General features: G+C 65.2%; 15 protein-coding genes and 1 pseudogene. 10 read left to right on the top strand and 6 right to left on the bottom strand.

Going from position 1 to position 16,938, the window contains the following annotated elements; all coding sequences use genetic code 11:
* The first annotated feature begins 63 nt into the window (after positions 1-63).
* The 5 genes from BM190_RS30070 to recQ all read left to right on the top strand — a co-directional run bounded on the left by BM190_RS30070 (position 64) and on the right by recQ (position 7,158).
* On the top strand, positions 64-1,626 hold the full coding sequence (locus BM190_RS30070; protein WP_092261353.1) for an amidase family protein: 1,563 nt from the start codon (positions 64-66) through the stop codon (positions 1,624-1,626).
* 389 nt (positions 1,627-2,015) lie between these two features.
* Complete coding sequence (locus BM190_RS30065) at positions 2,016-3,317, top strand: O-acetylhomoserine aminocarboxypropyltransferase/cysteine synthase family protein (RefSeq protein WP_092261352.1); 1,302 nt, start codon at positions 2,016-2,018, stop codon at positions 3,315-3,317.
* Between the two features lie 12 nt (positions 3,318-3,329).
* Positions 3,330-4,328 carry a homoserine O-succinyltransferase MetA gene (gene metA / locus BM190_RS30060; RefSeq protein WP_092261351.1) on the top strand — a complete coding sequence of 333 codons (999 nt, stop codon included), beginning with the start codon at positions 3,330-3,332 and terminating at the stop codon, positions 4,326-4,328.
* Positions 4,329-4,430: 102 nt separating this feature from the next.
* Entirely contained in the window at positions 4,431-5,174 is a 744-nt protein-coding gene (locus BM190_RS30055) for a polysaccharide deacetylase family protein (protein WP_092261350.1), read from the top strand.
* 118 nt (positions 5,175-5,292) lie between these two features.
* Positions 5,293-7,158, top strand: a complete 1,866-nt coding sequence (gene recQ / locus BM190_RS30050; protein ID WP_092261349.1) for a DNA helicase RecQ — start codon at positions 5,293-5,295, stop codon at positions 7,156-7,158.
* A 126-nt stretch (positions 7,159-7,284) separates the two neighbouring features.
* On the opposite strand, the gene BM190_RS30045 is transcribed toward recQ, so the two are convergent.
* Positions 7,285-8,301 carry a 1-aminocyclopropane-1-carboxylate deaminase gene (locus BM190_RS30045; protein ID WP_092261348.1) on the bottom strand — a complete coding sequence of 339 codons (1,017 nt, stop codon included), beginning with the start codon at positions 8,299-8,301 and terminating at the stop codon, positions 7,285-7,287.
* A 159-nt stretch (positions 8,302-8,460) separates the two neighbouring features.
* Between BM190_RS30045 and BM190_RS30040 the strand changes: the two genes are divergently transcribed.
* From BM190_RS30040 to BM190_RS30030, 3 genes are all read left to right on the top strand, one after another.
* A complete protein-coding gene (locus BM190_RS30040) occupies positions 8,461-8,925 on the top strand; it encodes an Lrp/AsnC family transcriptional regulator (protein WP_092261347.1) in 465 nt (154 codons plus the stop codon).
* A gap of 43 nt (positions 8,926-8,968) precedes the next feature.
* Positions 8,969-10,132 (top strand): PLP-dependent cysteine synthase family protein, encoded by a 1,164-nt coding sequence (locus BM190_RS30035; RefSeq protein ID WP_092261346.1) that lies wholly within the window; start codon positions 8,969-8,971, stop codon positions 10,130-10,132.
* Positions 10,133-10,240: 108 nt separating this feature from the next.
* The gene (locus BM190_RS30030; protein ID WP_092261345.1) at positions 10,241-10,801 is read left to right on the top strand and encodes a carboxymuconolactone decarboxylase family protein; all 561 of its coding nucleotides are present in this window, start codon (positions 10,241-10,243) and stop codon (positions 10,799-10,801) included.
* 16 nt (positions 10,802-10,817) lie between these two features.
* Here the strand turns inward: BM190_RS30030 and BM190_RS41290 are convergent, their stop codons facing one another.
* The 3 genes and pseudogenes from BM190_RS41290 to BM190_RS30020 form a co-directional block, all read right to left on the bottom strand.
* The gene (locus BM190_RS41290) at positions 10,818-11,810 is read right to left on the bottom strand and encodes a sensor domain-containing diguanylate cyclase (RefSeq protein WP_244550769.1); all 993 of its coding nucleotides are present in this window, start codon (positions 11,808-11,810) and stop codon (positions 10,818-10,820) included.
* A 73-nt stretch (positions 11,811-11,883) separates the two neighbouring features.
* A pseudogene (locus BM190_RS41285) lies at positions 11,884-12,096 on the bottom strand (PAS-domain containing protein); the annotation flags it as partial.
* 537 nt (positions 12,097-12,633) lie between these two features.
* Positions 12,634-13,506 (bottom strand): hypothetical protein, encoded by an 873-nt coding sequence (locus tag BM190_RS30020; protein WP_092261344.1) that lies wholly within the window; start codon positions 13,504-13,506, stop codon positions 12,634-12,636.
* Positions 13,507-13,719: 213 nt separating this feature from the next.
* On the opposite strand from BM190_RS30020, the gene BM190_RS30015 reads away from it, so the two are divergent.
* Entirely contained in the window at positions 13,720-13,965 is a 246-nt protein-coding gene (locus BM190_RS30015; RefSeq protein ID WP_092261343.1) for a hypothetical protein, read from the top strand.
* 9 nt (positions 13,966-13,974) lie between these two features.
* On the opposite strand, the gene BM190_RS30010 is transcribed toward BM190_RS30015, so the two are convergent.
* The gene (locus BM190_RS30010; RefSeq protein ID WP_092261342.1) at positions 13,975-14,910 is read right to left on the bottom strand and encodes an alpha/beta hydrolase; all 936 of its coding nucleotides are present in this window, start codon (positions 14,908-14,910) and stop codon (positions 13,975-13,977) included.
* Positions 14,911-15,129: 219 nt separating this feature from the next.
* Between BM190_RS30010 and BM190_RS30005 the strand changes: the two genes are divergently transcribed.
* Entirely contained in the window at positions 15,130-16,017 is an 888-nt protein-coding gene (locus tag BM190_RS30005) for a branched-chain amino acid aminotransferase (protein ID WP_092261341.1), read from the top strand.
* 127 nt (positions 16,018-16,144) lie between these two features.
* Here BM190_RS30005 and BM190_RS30000 read toward each other — a convergent pair whose 3' ends face one another.
* Positions 16,145-16,762 carry a class I SAM-dependent methyltransferase gene (locus BM190_RS30000; RefSeq protein WP_092261340.1) on the bottom strand — a complete coding sequence of 206 codons (618 nt, stop codon included), beginning with the start codon at positions 16,760-16,762 and terminating at the stop codon, positions 16,145-16,147.
* Between the last annotated feature and the right edge of the window lie 176 nt (positions 16,763-16,938).

Raw genomic sequence — 16,938 nt, 5'->3', positions numbered from 1 at the left:
ACGCACCTGTACACATCCTTTCGCCATCCGTAACTTCCTCGGCGCAATTTCAGGAGATGCGACGTGGCGAAGAAGACAGCCAAGAAGACTGCCAAGAAGAAGACTGCTTCGAAGAAACCGGCGAAAACCTTGAGCAAGACCAGCGCAAGCCGCAAGGCCGTCGTTGCGAAGAAGGCCGCGGGGCTCAAGCTGGCTTCATCGCGCCGCCCCAAGGGACCGGCCTGGCAATGGTCGGCGGTGGAGACCGCGGCTGCAATCCGCTCCGGCGCAATCTCCGCCGTCGAGACCGTCGAAGCGCATCTCGAACGGATGCGCGCCGTCAATCCGAAGCTGAACGCGGTCGTCGTCGATCTCTCGGAAGAGGCGTTGAAGGCTGCGCATGCCGCGGACAAGCAGCGCGCCAAGGGCGGCGAGCTCGGCCTTCTGCACGGCGTGCCGATCACCATCAAGGAAAACGTCGACTACGAGGGCCGGCCGAACTTCAACGGCGTGCCCGCCAATGAGGACCTGGTCGCGCCGTCGGATGCGCCCGTGGTGCGCAACCTGAAGAAGGCCGGTGCGATCGTCATCGGGCTCACCAACACGCCGGAATTCTCCTTTCGCGGTTTTACCGACAATCCCCTGCACGGGCTGACGCTCAATCCCTGGGATCCCGACATCACCTGCGGCGGGTCGTCGGGCGGTGCGGGTTCGGCGGTCGCCGCCGGCATTGGCACCATCGCCCATGGCAATGACATCGGCGGCTCGCTGCGCTGGCCCGCGCATTGCAATGGGGTCGCCACCATCAAGCCGACGCAAGGACGCATCCCCGCGTTCAACGCAAGCGCAACCGCCGAGCGGCCGATGCTGGCGCATCTGATGTCGGCGCAGGGGCCGCTCGCCCGCCATGTCGGCGACGTTCGCCTTGCGCTCGAGGTGATGAGCCGGCGCGATCCGCGCGATCCCTGGTGGGTGCCGGCGCCGCTGGTCGGCGAGAGGCCGAAGGGGCCGATCAAGGTGGCGCTGGCCAAGATCCCCGAGGACATGGAGGTCGATCCCTCCGTAGGCGCTGCGCTGCGCCAGGCCGCGGACCATCTCGAACGTTCCGGCTATCGCGTCAGCGAGGTCGAGGTGCCCGACATCAACGGCGTCTGGCAGACCTGGTGCGACATCATCACCAACGAGACCGTGGTGATGCAGGAGGCCGGCATGCTGAAGGTCACCTCCGAGGATTTCCACAAGGCGTGGGGCGGCATGAAGGCCAAGGCCAACGTGCTCGATCTCAATGCCTGGATGCAGGCGACCGCCGCGCGCAACGGCCACATTCGCGCCTGGCAATTGTTCTTCGAGGAGTATCCGGTCGTTCTGGCGCCGACCACGGTGAAGCCGACGCCGGGCCCGCGCGAGGATACCGTCAGCCCCGAGCGCGTGCGCGAGATCTTCTGGGGCGAGATCCGCTTCATCTCCGCGATCAACGTGCTGGGCCTGCCCGGCGCCGTGGTGCCGGTGGCCCTCCACGACGGCAAGCCGATCGGCGTGCAGCTCATTGCCGGGCGCTATCGCGAGGACCTCGCGCTCGACGCAGCGGCCGCGATCGAGAAGCGCGCCGGCGTGCTCGCGCATCGGCTGTGGGAGAGCATGGCCTAGTCCAAGCCGGTTATCGCCGCATTGACAGTCTCACCCTCTCCTCTTGTGGGAGAGGGTGGCTCGCCGCATAGCGGCGAGACGGGTGAGGGGTCTCTCTCCGCGAACTCTATGGAAATTACTTCGCGGAGAGAGACCCCTCATCCGGCACTTCGCGCCACCTTCACAAGGGGAGAAGGAAGGGACCTCGCGAGGCGCACCAAAGCAGCACTTCGTTAATCGGCTTTAACCCGGATTCCGGCCAATTCGCCGACAAGCATTAGGGTTACTTCCTCGATCTCTAGGCGAATTATTGTCCGCTTTACCACCCGCCTCTAACACGGGGGCGGCGGACAACGCACATGCCTCATACAGGCCAATAAGTGCGGCCCGCCCCACGCGGAGGTGGCACGATGCGCAACGAGACGATCGCTATTCACGCCGGCTACGAACCCGAAGCGACCACGCACGCGGTCGCAGTGCCGATCTATCAGACCGCGGCCTACGCTTTCGACAGCGCCGATCACGGCGCGGCGCTCTTCAATCTCGAGGCCGAGGGTTTTCGCTACAGCCGCATCGCCAACCCCACCAGCGCGGTGCTGGAGAAGCGCATCGCGCAGCTCGAAGGCGGCGTCGGTGCACTCGCGGTCGCGACCGGCCAGGCGGCGCTGCATTTCGCCTTCGTCAACGTCGCCGATCACGGCGGCAACATCGTTTCCATGCCGCAGCTTTACGGCACCACGCATACGCTGCTCTCACACATCCTGCCGCGGCAGGGCATCACCGGCCGCTTCGCCGAGAGCGACAAGCCGGAGGCGGTCGAGAAGCTGATCGACGAGAATACCCGCGCGGTGTTCGCCGAGACCATCGGCAATCCCGCCGGCAATGTCTGCGACATCGAGGCGCTGGCCAAGGTCGCGCATGCGCATGGCGTGCCGCTGATCGTCGACAACACCGTCGCAACCCCGATCCTGCTGAGGCCGTTCGACTACGGCGCCGACATCGCCGTGCACTCGTTGACCAAGTTCCTCGGCGGTCACGGCACCACGCTCGGCGGCGCGATCGTCGATTCCGGGAACTTCCCGTGGGCGAAATACGCCGACCGTTTCCCGGCCTACAACAAGCCGGATGCCTCCTATCACGGCCTCGTCTATGCCAAGCGCTTCGGTCGCACCGCCTATATCGAGCGGGCGCGCAGCGTCTATCAGCGCACCATGGGCTCGGTGCTGTCGCCGTTCAACGCCTTCCTGCTGCTGCAGGGCATCGAGACCGTGGCGCTGCGCATGGAGCGCCATGTCGAGAACGCGCGCAAGGTCGCCGAATTCCTCCGCCAGGATCCGCGCGTCGCCTGGGTCAATTACACCGGCTTTCCCGACAGCCCGTATTATCCGCTGGTGCAGAAATATCTCGATGGCAACGCCTCCTCGCTGTTCACCTTCGGCATCAAAGGCGGGATGGAGGCGGGCAAGTCCTTCTATGATGCGCTGAAGCTGATCACGCGCCTCGTCAATATCGGCGATGCCAAGTCGCTGGCCTGCCATCCGGCCTCGACCACCCATCGGCAGATGTCGGCAGAGCAGCAGCGCGTCGCCGGCGTGCTGCCGGAGACGATCCGTCTGTCGATCGGCATCGAGCATGTCTCTGACATCATCGAGGACATCGACCAGGCGCTGGACAAGGCCTGCCGGTCAGCGCGCCTCGAGGCCGCGGAGTAGGCGACGGCGCCAATGACGATCTTGATCGACAGGGATCAAGTCATCTCGAGCCCGGCGCTGGTGCCGGCCGAGCGCGATCTTGCGCGCGATCACGGCGGCGAGCTCACGATCGGGCTCGTCAACAACATGCCGGATCCGGCGCTGAAGGCGACCGAGCGTCAATTCTTGAAGCTGCTTCAGGCTGCGGCCGGTCCGCGCCGCATTCGCTTCCACTGCTTCTCGCTGCCCAGCGTGAAGCGCTCGCCGGAAGCGAAGTGGCATGTCGAGAGCGAATATTCAGACTTGTCCGATCTCAAGCGCCAGAAATTCGACGGGCTGATCGTGACGGGCGCCGAGCCGGTCGCGCCCGAACTCGACCAGGAGCCGTATTGGCGCGACCTCGCCGACCTCATTGACTGGGCCAAGGCCAACACGCGCTCGACGATCTGGTCGTGTCTTGCCGCGCATGCGGCGGTGCTGCATCTCGACGGCATCGAGCGGCGGCGCCTGCCAGCCAAATGTCACGGTATCTTCGATTGCGACGCCGTGACGAGCGATGCGCTGACGCGCGCCGCGCCGGCGCCTTTGAAGGTGTCGCATTCGCGCCTGAACGAGATCGCGGAGAGCGATCTAGTGCAGGCCGGTTATCAGGTGCTGACACGCTCGGCTGAGGCCGGCGTCGACGTTTTCGTGCGCCAATATGCCAGCCGGTTCGTGTTCTTCCAGGGGCATCCGGAATATGACGCGCTGTCGCTCCAGCGCGAATATCTGCGCGACATCGGTCGCTATCTTGCGCGGGAGCGCGAGAACTATCCGCGGCTGCCCGTGAGCTATTTTGACGCAGCGACGGAAGAGAAATTGGTCCGCTTCGAGAAGAAGGCGGCCCACCAGCGCCATCCGGCGCTCACCAACGAGTTACCCGGGCTGAGTTTGCGCGCCGACATCGGCGCCGGCAGCGCCGCCGAGGTGCTTTTTCGCAATTGGCTGCAATATCTCAGTATGAAAGCCGAAGCGCCGGTCCTTGCGCGTTAGCCGATATTGGTGCCGCGTTAGGATTACCCAAGCGTTAGGCTTGCCTCGACCAGCGCGCGAATGTTTCAGTACAGACATACGTCAATCACGGGAAACGCAGTCGTGTGGTCGGCACTCCAGGGACGCGTGAGCAATCGGCTGGCCCGGCATTTCCGCGCCGCGCCGCATCGGCTGCCCGCGCATGCGCCGATCGTGAGCTTCACCTTCGATGATGCCCCGGATAGCGCTGCAGGCGAAGGCGCCGCGCTCCTGGAAGAGCATGGCGGCCGCGGTACGTTCTATCTCGCCGGCAGCCTGATCGGCCAGCCGTCAGATCATTGGCACGGCCTGTCGGATGACGCGATCGTGCGGCTTCACCGCGCCGGTCACGAGATTGCCTGCCACACCTTCTCGCACCAGAGCTCGGCCAAGCTCGACGAGGCCGCGATGGCTCGCGAGATCGAGCGGAACCGCACTTATTTTCGTAGTATCGATTCCTCGATCAATCTGGAGAACTTCGCCTATCCCTATGGGATTGCCTCTGTCTGGCGCAAGCCGCAGCTCGCCAGGGCGTTCCGTTCGGCGCGCGGCATCCTTCCCGGCGTCAACAGCGACGTCATCGATCTCCAGTTCCTGCGTGCGTCGCCTTTGGTCGATTGCGAGATCGACACGGCAGGCGTCGATCGCTATTTCGACGAGGCGGTCGCGAGCGGTGGATGGCTGATCTTCTACGGCCATGACGTCGCGGACGCGCCGAGCCCCTATGGCTGCACCCCGGGCCTGATGCGCCACGCGCTGGAGGCGGCCGGACAGCGCAACATGCCGATCGTGACGGTCGCGGAAGCGCTGCGCAGGATCGGGGCGTAGCTTTTTTTCACCTCTCCCCGCTTGCGGGGAGAGGTCGGTAGAAGATGGGCTTGCCACGCCCGCGCCGCCATGCGACTGGCCTTGTGACGAATCTCACGGCCTTGGTTCCAGCCCTCTCATGTCAGCCCCTTCCACCGCTCCGCGACCTGCGCCGGCCAACGGCCGTGACGCGCTGTCGGTGCTGCATTCGGTATTCGGCCTGCCGGGTTTTCGTGGCGCGCAGGGCGAGATCATCCGGCACGTCACCGACGGCGGCAATTGCCTGGTGCTGATGCCGACCGGCGGCGGCAAGTCGCTGTGCTATCAGCTGCCGTCGCTGCTGCGCGAAGGCTGCGGCATCGTGGTGTCGCCGTTGATCGCCTTGATGCGCGACCAGGTCGCGGGCCTGATCGAGGCCGGCGTCAACGCCGCTGCGTTGAACTCGTCGCTGAGCTTCCAGGAAGCCTCCGACATCGAGCGGCGCCTGCTCGCGGGCGATCTCGATCTGCTCTATGTTGCGCCGGAACGCCTGGTGACGCCGCGCTGCCTCTCGCTGCTGGCGCAGGCCAAGGTGGCGCTGTTCGCGATCGACGAGGCGCATTGCGTCTCGCAATGGGGCCATGACTTCCGCCCCGAATATGTCGGCCTCTCCATCATCGCCGAGCGCTTCCCGGACGTGCCGCGCATCGCGCTGACCGCGACCGCCGACGAGTTGACGCGCAAGGAGATCGTGGCGCGGCTTCAGCTAACGGACTCGCCGCAATTCGTCTCCAGCTTCGACCGGCCCAACATCCGCTACGAGATCGTCGACAAGCGCAGTGCGGTGTCGCAGCTGAAGGAGTTCATCCGGGAGCGCCATGCCGGCGACGCCGGCGTGGTCTATTGCCTGTCCCGCAACCGTGTCGAGGAGGTCGCCGCCGCGCTCGACGAGGCCGGCATTGCCGCGCTGCCCTATCACGCCGGGCTCGACAGCAGCGTGCGCTCGCGCAACCAGGACCGCTTCCTCAACGAGGACGGCATCGTCATCGTCGCGACCGTCGCGTTCGGCATGGGCATCGACAAGCCCGATGTACGCTTCGTCGCCCATCTCGACCTGCCCAAGAGCATCGAGGCCTATTACCAGGAGACCGGCCGCGCCGGCCGCGACGGCAAACCGTCGGCGGCCTGGATGGCCTACGGGCTCTCCGACATCGTGCAGCAGCGCCGCATGATCGACGAATCCAGCGCCTCCGACGAATTCAAGCGAGTCTCGATCGGCAAGCTTGATGCGCTGGTCGGCCTTGCCGAAACGCCGCACTGCCGGCGCCGGCGGCTGCTCGCCTATTTCGGCGAGATCGTGATGGGCGAGAGCTGCGGCAATTGCGACAACTGCCTGACGCCGCCGAAGATGCGCGACGGCAAGGTGCTGGCGCAGAAGCTGTTGTCCTGCGTCTATCGCACCGGGCAACGTTTCGGCGCGATGCACCTGATCGACGTGCTGGTGGGGCGCCTGACCGAGAAGGTGACGCAGTTCGGCCATGACAAATTGTCCGTGTTCGGCATCGGGCGCGAGCTCAACGAAAAGCAGTGGCGCACCGTGCTGCGGCAGCTGGTGGCGATGGGCCATTTGCAGAGCGACAGCGAAGCCTTTGGCGCGCTGAAGCTGACCGAGACCGCGCGCGGCGTGCTGCGCGGTGAGACCGAAGTGTGGCTGCGCGAGGAAGCGCCCGGCACCCGCATTCGCGCAAGCCGCGGCAAATCCCGCCGCGGCGACCTTGCGCCTGCGACCGGCGCGCCGGAAGGCGATGTCGATCCCGAGCTGCGCGCGCGGCTGCGCTCATGGCGCTCGGAGGTCGCGCGCGAGCGCGGCGTGCCGGCCTATGTGGTGCTGCACGATGCCACCATCGACGGCATCGTCCGGGCCTGGCCGACGACACTCGACGAGCTCCGCAACGTGCCCGGCATCGGCGACAAGAAGCTCGAGCATTACGGCGACGAGCTGCTGCAGATCGTCAGGACAAGGTAGGAATAGATGACGTAGCCCGGATGGAGCGTAGCGCAATCCGGGGCAGTCTTTCCGCATTCGCGAGTCCCGGATTACGCTGCGCTCCATCCGGGCTACGAAGATAGCGGGCGAGAGCTATGTCCTCACTCACCCGTTCCGGAACGCATACGCGTACCCGTTCAGCGCCGGCGCGCCGCCGAGATGGGCGTACAGAATCTTCGCGCCCTTCTCGAAATAGCCCTTCTGCGCGAGGTCGATCAGGCCCTGCATCGACTTGCCCTCGTAAACGGGGTCGGTGATCATGCCTTCGAGACGCGCGGTCAGGCGGATCGCGTCCTTGGTCTCTTCCGACGGCACGCCGTAGGCGGGGTAGGCGTAGTCCTCGATCAGCACGACGTCGTCAGCGACGAGCTCCTTGCCGAGCTCGACGAGTTTTGCCGTGTTCTGCGCGATCTCGAGCACCTGCGCCTTGGTCTGCGCGGGCGTGAAGGACGCATCGATGCCGATCACCTTGCGGGCGCGGCCATCGGCCGCGAAGCCGACCAGCATGCCGGCATGGGTGGAGCCAGTCACCGTGCAGACGACGATGTAGTCGAACGTGAAGCCGAGCTCTTTCTCCTGCTTGCGCACCTCTTCGGCGAAGCCGACATAGCCAAGGCCGCCGAACTTGTGCACGGAGGCGCCGGCCGGAATCGCGTAAGGCTTGCCGCCCGCTGCTTTCACTTCCTCGATCGCCTGTTCCCAGCTCTTGCGGATGCCGATGTCGAAGCCGTCGTCGACCAGGCGCACGTCGGCGCCCATGATGCGCGAGAGCATGATGTTGCCGACGCGGTCATAGACGGCGTCCTCGTGCGGCACCCAGGCTTCCTGCACCAGGCGGCACTTCATGCCGATCTTGGCGGCGACGGCGGCGATCATGCGGGTGTGGTTCGACTGCACGCCGCCGATCGAGACCAGCGTGTCGGCGTTGGAGGCGATCGCATCGGGGATGATGTATTCGAGCTTGCGCAGCTTGTTGCCACCATAGGCGAGGCCGGAATTGCAGTCCTCGCGCTTGGCATAGACCTCGACATTGCCGCCGAGATGTTTGGACAGCCGCTCCAGCTTCTCGATGGGCGTCGGGCCGAAGGTCAAAGGATAGCGCGGAAATTTGTCCAGCTTCATGGGTCATCCCGATTGGCGTTGGCGTCGGGCAGCTCCCTAGCATCGCGCCGGAAAAATGTGCTCTCGAATATTGCGCCAATATTGCGCAAATTCTTGCGGAAGCGGCGGCAATAGCTAATAATCCTTCCAGAATTCCGCCTATTTATGAAAGCTTCTCTCATGACAGCGCGGCTCGACCGCACCGACCTTAAGATATTGAGATTACTGCAGAATAACGGTCGGCTCAGCAACGCGGAGCTGGCGGAAACCGTCGCGATCAGCCCTGCCACATGCCATCGCCGCACCCAGCGCCTGTTCGAGGACGGCTTCATTGCCACGGTGCGCGCCATGGTCGCGCCGAAGAAGGTGGCGAAGGGCACCCTGGTGATGGTCGGCGTCGTGCTCGACCGCTCGACGCCGGAGAGCTTTGCCATCTTCGAGCAGGCGATCGCCAGGCTGAAATTCGTGCTCGACTGCCACCTCGTCGCCGGCGACTTCGACTACTTCCTCAAAATCCGCGTCGGCGACATGGAGGATTTCAACCGCATCCACGGCGAGCAGCTGATCGCGCTGCCCGGCGTGCGCCAGACCCGCACCTTCTTCGTGATGAAGGAAGTGGTCGACAACGCGCCGCTGGAATTTTGAGCGCGCCCTTGATGCGCAATGCGTGTCGTGAGAGATTCGCTCGATGCAGACATTTCCCTTCCGCCAGCACAATCCGGCCGGGCCGGCCTATCGGCGCGGCTGGGTCGATGAGGCCGTAGCCGCGATCGAGGCCGACCAGTGCCGCACCGCCGACACGCATCTGATCCGGCTGATCGTGCCGGCGCTATCGGGCATCGACATCTATCTCAAGGATGAATCCACCCATCCGACCGGCAGCCTGAAGCACCGGCTGGCGCGCTCGCTGTTCCTCTACGCGCTCTGCAATGGCCACATCCGCGAAGGCACGCCGGTCGTCGAGGCGTCGTCGGGATCGACCGCGGTCTCGGAGGCCTATTTCGCGCAGATGATCGGCGTGCCTTTCTACGCCGTGATGCCGCGCACGACCTCGGCCGAGAAGATCGCCGCGATCGAGCATTATGGCGGCAATTGCCATCTGATCGACGACGGCCGCGCGCTCTATGCGGAGGCCGCCGCGCTCGCCGCGCGCCTGAACGGCCACTACATGGACCAGTTTACCTTCGCCGAGCGTGCAACGGACTGGCGGGGCAACAACAACATTGCCGAATCGATCTTCACGCAATTGCAGGGCGAACCGCGTCCGCTGCCGGACTGGATCGTGATGGGCGCGGGCACCGGCGGCACCTCGGCTACCATCGGACGCTATCTGCGCTATCGCCAGTATCCGACGCGGCTGTGCGTCGCCGACGTCGAGCATTCCGCCTTTTTCGATTGCTTCCGCTCGCAGGACCGCTCCCGTATTTGCGACCGCCCGTCGCTGATCGAGGGCGTCGGCCGTCCGCGTTGCGAGCCCTCCTTCGTGCCGGGTGTGGTCGACCGCATGATGAAGATCCCGGATGCGGCCACGATTGCGGCGATGAACGTGCTGTCGCGCCGGCTGCGCCGCCCGGTGGGCGGGTCCACCGGCACCAATTTCCTGGCGCTGTGCCGGCTCGCTTCGGAGATGCGGCAGGCGAACGCGACAGGGTCGCTGGTGACGCTGATCTGCGATTCCGGCGAGCGCTATCGCCAGACCTATTACGAGCCCGAATGGCTGAAGATGCGCGGGCTCGATCCGGCGCCGTTCGAGGCCAGTTTGTCGTCGTTTCTCGAGACAGGTGAGCCGCTGACGCTCGCCGTCGACGATTTCGCAAATCCCCAGAGCGCACGAAGCCCCGAGGCGACATAGTCGAATTTGTCGGAACGCCCGCTCGGCGTGCGATGTCACGGCAACTTCACTTGCGTTGCGCGCACCTGCGGGCAAGCCTCACCCCTTCTCAACGAGGAGATCTCCGCCGTGCGTCTTCCCATTCTCGATCCCAAGGATCTGACCGACGAGCAGAAGCCGCTCTATGACGACATGCGAGCGGGCATCAAGGACCACTTCAAGGGTTTTGTGAACATGCGCGACGACGGCGCGCTGCTCGGGCCCTGGAATCCCTGGATCCGCGAGCCGCGCTTCGGCAAGCCGGTGTGGGAGCTGGTCAAGGCGATCGCGTCGAACCCGCTGCTGCCGGCACCGGTGCGCGAGGTCGCCATCCTCGTCACCGGCTCTCATTTCCGCTCCGGCTACGAGCTCTATGCCCATGTGCTGGTCGCCGAGCAGCGCGGCCTGTCCGACGAAAAGCTCGCGACCATCGTCGCCGGCCAGCGGCCGGTCGATCTCACCAGGCAGGAGGCCGTCGCCTACGACGTGGCGTCTGCGCTGGTCGGTGGTGGCGTGCTGCCGGAATTGACTTGGCGCGCCGCGGTGAAGGAGTTCGGCGAGCACGGCGCGGCCGAGCTGTCCTATCTCGTCGGCGTCTATTGCATGGTCTCGGTCACGCTCAACACCTTCGACGTGCCGGTACCGGACTAAAAGCTGCGTCCTTCGATCACTCCGCCGCCTTGCTTGCGGGCGGCGGGGGCGCGAAGGCGATGCAGCGGTTGCGGCCTTCGGCCTTGGCCTGGTAGAGCGCATGATCGGCCGCGCCCATCAGCGCGTCGATCCCGGACATGCTGACGGTGGCCTCGGCGATGCCGATGCTCACGGTGAGGCCGAACTGAATCTCACCGGCGATGATTTGCGCGCTCATCACGCGCTTGCGGATGCGATCCGCCACGGTCCTTGCACGAGACAGGCTGGTCTCGGGCAGCAGCACCGCGAACTCCTCGCCACCGATGCGGCCGACGATGTCCGACTTGCGCTTGCCGTCGAGGCACGCCGCCGCAACAGCCCTGATCGCGGCGTCGCCCACGGCATGGCCGTAGCGGTCGTTGACCGACTTGAAGTGGTCGATGTCGAGCATCAGCACCGAGACGGAGCGATAATAGCGCTGAAACCGGCTCCATTCCGCATCGAGGTTCTCGAGGAAATGGCGGCGGTTGTAGAGGCCGGTGAGCGGGTCGGTGGTCGCGAGCGTCTCCAGCATCGCGGCCTTTTCCGTCAGGTCGGTGATGTCGACATAGGTCAGCATGCGGCCGCCGTTCGACATCGTGGTGCAATGGGCCCTGATGCGCCTTCCGTCCGGCGTCTGCAAATCGCGCACATGGTCGCCGGCCATGACCTCTGCGACGCGCCGCGCCGGAAATCTCGCGAGCTCGTTCGTCGGAAGATTGGGCGCGCTGGCGCGGTGCAGGCGTCGCACGAGCGACGAATAGGCCGGCCGGTCCGCGGCCTCGGCTTCACTGACCTCCCAGAAGCGCCGCATGCGCCGGTTCATGAAGGTGGCGTGCAGGTCGGGGTCGAGAAGCAGCACCCCGTCCTGAACATTCTCCAGCGCATCCCGCAGCAGCTTCAGCTCGTCCGAGGCGCGCACGATGTCGGTGACGGGGGTATAGGTCAGCATGCGTCCGCCATCGGGCAGGGGCGTGACCTGGACGCGCACGACATCGCCATTGCCGGCGCAGATCGATCGGCGTTGGATCGCCCGCCTCGATCACCCGGACGCGTTCCGCCACCAGGGCATCGAGCTCGGGGTCGGGCACCTCATAGGCGCCGGTGTCACGACCGTGATGGAGCAGCGTGAGGATGGATGGATTGCTGTCGGCGACCTCGTCAGGCAGGCGCCACATCTGGCGAAACGACCGGTTGATGAGGCGCGCCCTGAGGCTGGAATCCAGCAACACGATGCCGGTCGGCACATGATCGAGCGCGGCACGCAGCGCCAGCATCTGGCTGCGCATCAGCGCATTGGACGAGCGCCCGCGCTCCTCGCCGGCGATGCGCTCGACGCTGCCCGATTGCTCGAAGGCGACGCCGACCTGACGGTCCGATCGCCAGATCACGCGGCAGGTCAGGATCTCGCGCCCCGCGAGCCTGAGCTGGAAGCGCTCGGGCACCCCGAGGCCGCTCTCCATTTCGAGCGTCGCCGCCTCCTCGGTCAGCCGGCGCACGACGCAATCGATCGACGACTGGCCGAAATTGAAGAAGATCTCTCCAGCAAGCAACGTCCGTTCCGGGACCAAATGGGACACTCGCAGCCTCCCGCGTGACTCCGGCCCAGTCTGTCGCAAGCATATTGCCGAGAGGTAACTGGATGGGCACTCTGACGAGAGGACCGACGTGTAGCCCATGGCCCGGGAGGACCGCGGGCGGCCGCGCGGCGAATGCGAAAGTCCTTCATCGTCAATGCCGGGGCTATTGCGACCGCTGTACCGATGCCAGGAAAATGGGAGATTCGGTTTACCTGCTATCCACCATGATCCCAGTCAGTTCCGGACCGCATAGAGCGGCGTCCGCAAGGTCACCTGGTAGGACGGCTTCGGCATCCACGCGATCTGCGCGGTGATGCCGAACAGGCGGTTGTCGTTGTCGTCCATGCGATCGAGGTCGAGCCGCAGGAACGGTTGCGTGAAGGGCTCCGCCAGCGTCCGGCCCGCGAGCTGCGCGCCTCCGAACGATTGCATGCCGAGGCGTCCGGTGAACTTCCAATTGCTCGGCCATTGGTAATAGCCGCCGGCATAGACGATCGTGTTCGGCCGAATGCTGGCGAACGGGCTGGCGACGGCGGTGTAAGTGTATTGCATGCCGGCGAGCCAGCCCCGCGTCTCGTCCTCGTCGAGCGCGTAGTCGAATTCCAGGATGTTGTTCAATGAATTCGTCATGCCCTGATCGTTCGGCACCGACTGCGTCAGGGTCGATTGCAGCGTGATGGTCGGGATCGTTCCGCCATTCTGCTGATAGAGGTCGGCCTGCACGCCGATGTTCCAGCTCGTGATGTCGAACGCCGACCAGCCGCCGCCGATGTCGGTCGTCGAGCCCGACACGCCGCCATAAAGCGAGACGCGGTCGTTGACGTCGACGGTCAGCGGCAGGTCGACGGCAATCGATTTCGCGGCCGGCAAGCCGTTCGGCAGCGTTGCGCCGCTGCGCACCGCCAGGGCTTCGAGCGCAGCCGACAATGACGTGGTGCCGAAGCCGAGCCCGAGCGTGCCTGCCGGGATCGACGCATAGGTCGTGCGCAGATCCAGATAAAGGTTCGGGACCGCTGGCTTCGCCGGCCCGTCCTCTTCATCTTCGGCGGCGAAGACGGCGCTGGCCGAAACCATCAGGCAGGCCAGTCCCATCGCGACAGCGCGCAAGGTCGGGCGATACGATGGGCTGCGATGGGACACGTGACAATCCGGCGCGCGGGGACTGTATGGCGAAATCGTGTGCTAGATGGAACGTGATCGTTCCAATGGTCAAGCGCTATCCGCAAACCATGGACTGCATCGATAGGCGCGGCTACCTTGTCGCGATTGCACCGACTCGCTCGGCGGCCGGAGGAGGCCGGACAATGGAGGACGACAGCCATGACCACGTCACGCCGCATCCTGCTCGCCGGAATGGCGGGGCTCGCCGTCGCTCCGACCGCTGCCGTGGCCGCATCTGCGCCAGTGCCCGATGACACGACGGTTGCCGAAGAGCGCTTCGCGCGCATGATCGCCGCGGCGCATGCGCCCGACGTCACCTGCGCCCGGCAGGCCGAACGTTATGCGGACGCCCATTGGCCTGACTATGTTGTGGCAGCCAGGGCCGTTATCGATGCGCGCGCCTGATCCGCGCTCTTACCTCGCAACCGCTCGTCGCACCTGCTCGCCGATCTGCGACAGCACCAGCTGCGCCTGCGGCAGGATCGCGCCCATGGCGTGGAAATTGTGAACCATGCCGTCGTGGCAGACATGCTCGACAGCGACGCCTGCGGCGAGCAGCTTGCGGGCATAGGCATTGCCTTCATCGCGCATCGGGTCGTACTCGGCCGTGTGGATGATCGCGGTCGGCAGACCCGTGAGCCGTGTTGCCCGCAAGGGAGACACGCGGGGATCGGCGGTGTCGATGCCGTCAGGCAGATAGTCGGCAAGATCTGCCTCGATCGTGACGCGGTCGATCAGATGGCCCTCGGCAAAGGCCTCGCGTGAGGGCGAGGTTTCCTCGAAATCCAGCACCGGGCAGATCAGGCATTGCGCGGCGATGGCGAGGCCGGCGGTCTGCGCCGCCTCCTGACACACGATGGCAGCGAGCGTTGCACCGGCGGAATCGCCGCCCACCACCAGACGGTCCGCATCGATGCCGAGCGATGCGGCCTCGCGCGCAACCCATTCGGTGGCGGCAATCGCGTCGTCGACGGCGGCTGGGAATTTGTGCTCCGGCGCGAGCCGGTAGTCGACCGAGACGAGGCGGCAGCCGGTGGCATGCGCCAGCGCCGCCGCGATGCGATCATGCGTGGCAATGCCGCCGGCGACGAGGCCGCCGCCATGGAAGAATACGAAGCCCGGCGCGCGCTCATCGGCATTTGCAGGCGTGTAGAGCCGATAGGGCAGTTCGCTGGCGCGACCGGGCAGCATACCGTCGCGCGCCGTCACATCCGGCGCATCGGTGCGTGCGAACTGCATCAGCTTCGCCAGCGATTGCCGCCGCGCCTCCACGCTCGGCCGGCCCCCCGCCCGCGGCGAAGCCGCAGCCATCATGGTCAACAAGCGCTTTGCGAGCGGATCGAGCGACATGGATCTTCCCTTCTCCCCTTGTGGGAGAAGGTGGCGCGTAGCGCCGGATGAGGGGTTTTCTCCGCAGATGAGATCGCGGATATTTACCCCTCACCCGTCTCGCCGCTACGCGGCGAGCCACCCTCTCCCACAAGGGGAGAGGGTAACTCACCTCATCCCCGCAGCAAATCGTTTAGGAATTGGGACAATAGTGCGGGGATATGCAAGGGGAGGCCTGATATGGCCGAGATCAGGAAGCCGATCGAATATTCGCCGAGCTGGACCTTCTTCGAGGGCAAATGGCACGACGGCAATGTGCCGATCATGGGCCCGCGCACGCATGCAGCCTGGCTCGGCTCGATCGTGTTCGACGGTGCACGCGCGTTCGAGGGTGTTGCGCCCGATCTCGACCGTCATGTCGCCCGTGCCAATCAATCCGCGATCAATTTTGGCCTGAAGCCGGTGGTCGACACCGGCACCTGGCTCACGCTTGCGAATGAGGGCATTGCGCGCTTTGCGGCCAATGCCGAGCTCTACGTCCGTCCGATGTATTGGGCGGAGAACGGCTCGGGCGGCGGCGTGCTGTTCGACCCCGAGACCACCAATTGGTGCCTCTGCATCTACGAGGCGCCGATGCCCAAACCCGTCGGCAACGCCATCACCCTGTCGCCGTTCCGCAGGCCCACCGCCGAATGTGCGCCGGTCGAGGCGAAGGCGGCCTGCCTCTACCCCAACAATTCGCGCGCGCTCGCGGAAGCTGCGTCCCGCGGCTTCCAGAACGCGCTGATGCTCGACATGCTCGGCAACGTCGCCGAGTTCGGCAATTCCAACGTGTTCATGGCCAAGGACGGCGTGGTCTATACGCCGGTGCCGAACGGCACGTTCCTAAACGGCATCACGCGCCAGCGCGTCATCACCCTGCTTCGCGGCGACGGCGTCACCGTGGTCGAGAAGACGCTGCGCTATGCCGACTTCCTGGCTGCCGACGAGATCTTCTCGACCGGCAATTTCGCCAAGGTCGCCCCGGTGATCCGCATCGACGAGCGCGAGCTGAAGCCGGGCCCGTTCTACACCAAAGCGCGGAAACTCTATTGGGACTTCGCGCATGCGGTGAAGCTGGCGGCGTAGCTGCCATTGACTCCGCTGTCATCGCCCGACTTGATCGGGCGATCCAGTATTCCAGAGCCAGTTGTGATTTCTCGATAAGCCGCGGCGTACTGGATGCCCCGGTCAAGCCGGGGCATGACACCCGTTTCTAAAGGCTTCGCTTAAACCGGCTGAACTGAAACGCCTGCATCGAATTCCACGGCGTGTGATGCGTCTCGCGTCGCGTCTCGACCAGCTCGAACTCCGGCCCGAGCTCTGCAGCAAGGCTGGCGCTGTCATGGCGTTGCACCGGCAAGCCGCTGCATCTCTCCGGACCATCGGGTGCAAAGGTCGCAATGATGATCTGGCCGCCGGGCGCAATCGCGGATCGCAGCCGCTCGACATAAGCCGCCCTGTCGCGGGGCTCGGTCAGGAAGTGAAAGGCCGCGCGGTCGTGCCACACATCGTAAATCCTGGCCGGCCGCCAAGCCGTGGCATCGGCGATGATCCAGTCGACCGCGGAAGAGGCCTGACCGATTCGTGTCTTCGCCACGTCGAGCGCGTTGGCGGAGAGGTCCAGCACGGTGAGATCGCGATATCCGTCTTGAAGAAGAGCGTCGACCAGTCGCGAAGCGCCCCCGCCGATATCGATGATCGCCGCGTCATGATCCGGATTGGCCGCGCGGATCATGTCGTGCGAGATCGTCGGGCTGTCCTGAAACCAGCTGACCTCGGTCTCGCCCTTGGTGGCGTAGACGTTGTCCCAATGCATGGTGCGATCGGACATGGCGCGCTCCGTGCGTGTCAAGCCGTCATCCTGAGGCGCCGGAGCGGAGCGGCGGCCTCCAGCGACAACGGCTTCGCCGTTGCGCGGGGATGACTGGGCTAAAGCCGGTGAGGAAGAAATGGTAGGCGCGCGCGAAATTGCCAATCGCGCGCCCGCCGCGGGCGGACGCGCTGGTC

It is taken from the genome of Bradyrhizobium sp. Rc3b, from assembly GCF_900114915.1.
Lineage (GTDB): Bacteria > Pseudomonadota > Alphaproteobacteria > Rhizobiales > Xanthobacteraceae > Bradyrhizobium.
This window is presented reverse-complemented; position numbering and strand designations above follow the sequence as displayed.

What these genes read in the sequence shown, in the direction of transcription:
- BM190_RS30045 (WP_092261348.1), bottom strand. Translation starts at nt 8,301, where the DNA reads ATGAAGCTGGACAAATTTCCGCGCTATCCTTTGACCTTCGGCCCGACG.
- BM190_RS30065 (WP_092261352.1), top strand. Translation starts at nt 2,016, where the DNA reads ATGCGCAACGAGACGATCGCTATTCACGCCGGCTACGAACCCGAAGCG.
- BM190_RS30000 (WP_092261340.1), bottom strand. Translation starts at nt 16,762, where the DNA reads ATGTCCGATCGCACCATGCATTGGGACAACGTCTACGCCACCAAGGGC.
- metA (WP_092261351.1), top strand. Translation starts at nt 3,330, where the DNA reads ATGACGATCTTGATCGACAGGGATCAAGTCATCTCGAGCCCGGCGCTG.
- BM190_RS30015 (WP_092261343.1), top strand. Translation starts at nt 13,720, where the DNA reads ATGACCACGTCACGCCGCATCCTGCTCGCCGGAATGGCGGGGCTCGCC.
- BM190_RS30035 (WP_092261346.1), top strand. Translation starts at nt 8,969, where the DNA reads ATGCAGACATTTCCCTTCCGCCAGCACAATCCGGCCGGGCCGGCCTAT.
- BM190_RS30005 (WP_092261341.1), top strand. Translation starts at nt 15,130, where the DNA reads ATGGCCGAGATCAGGAAGCCGATCGAATATTCGCCGAGCTGGACCTTC.
- recQ (WP_092261349.1), top strand. Translation starts at nt 5,293, where the DNA reads ATGTCAGCCCCTTCCACCGCTCCGCGACCTGCGCCGGCCAACGGCCGT.
- BM190_RS30040 (WP_092261347.1), top strand. Translation starts at nt 8,461, where the DNA reads ATGACAGCGCGGCTCGACCGCACCGACCTTAAGATATTGAGATTACTG.
- BM190_RS30010 (WP_092261342.1), bottom strand. Translation starts at nt 14,910, where the DNA reads ATGTCGCTCGATCCGCTCGCAAAGCGCTTGTTGACCATGATGGCTGCG.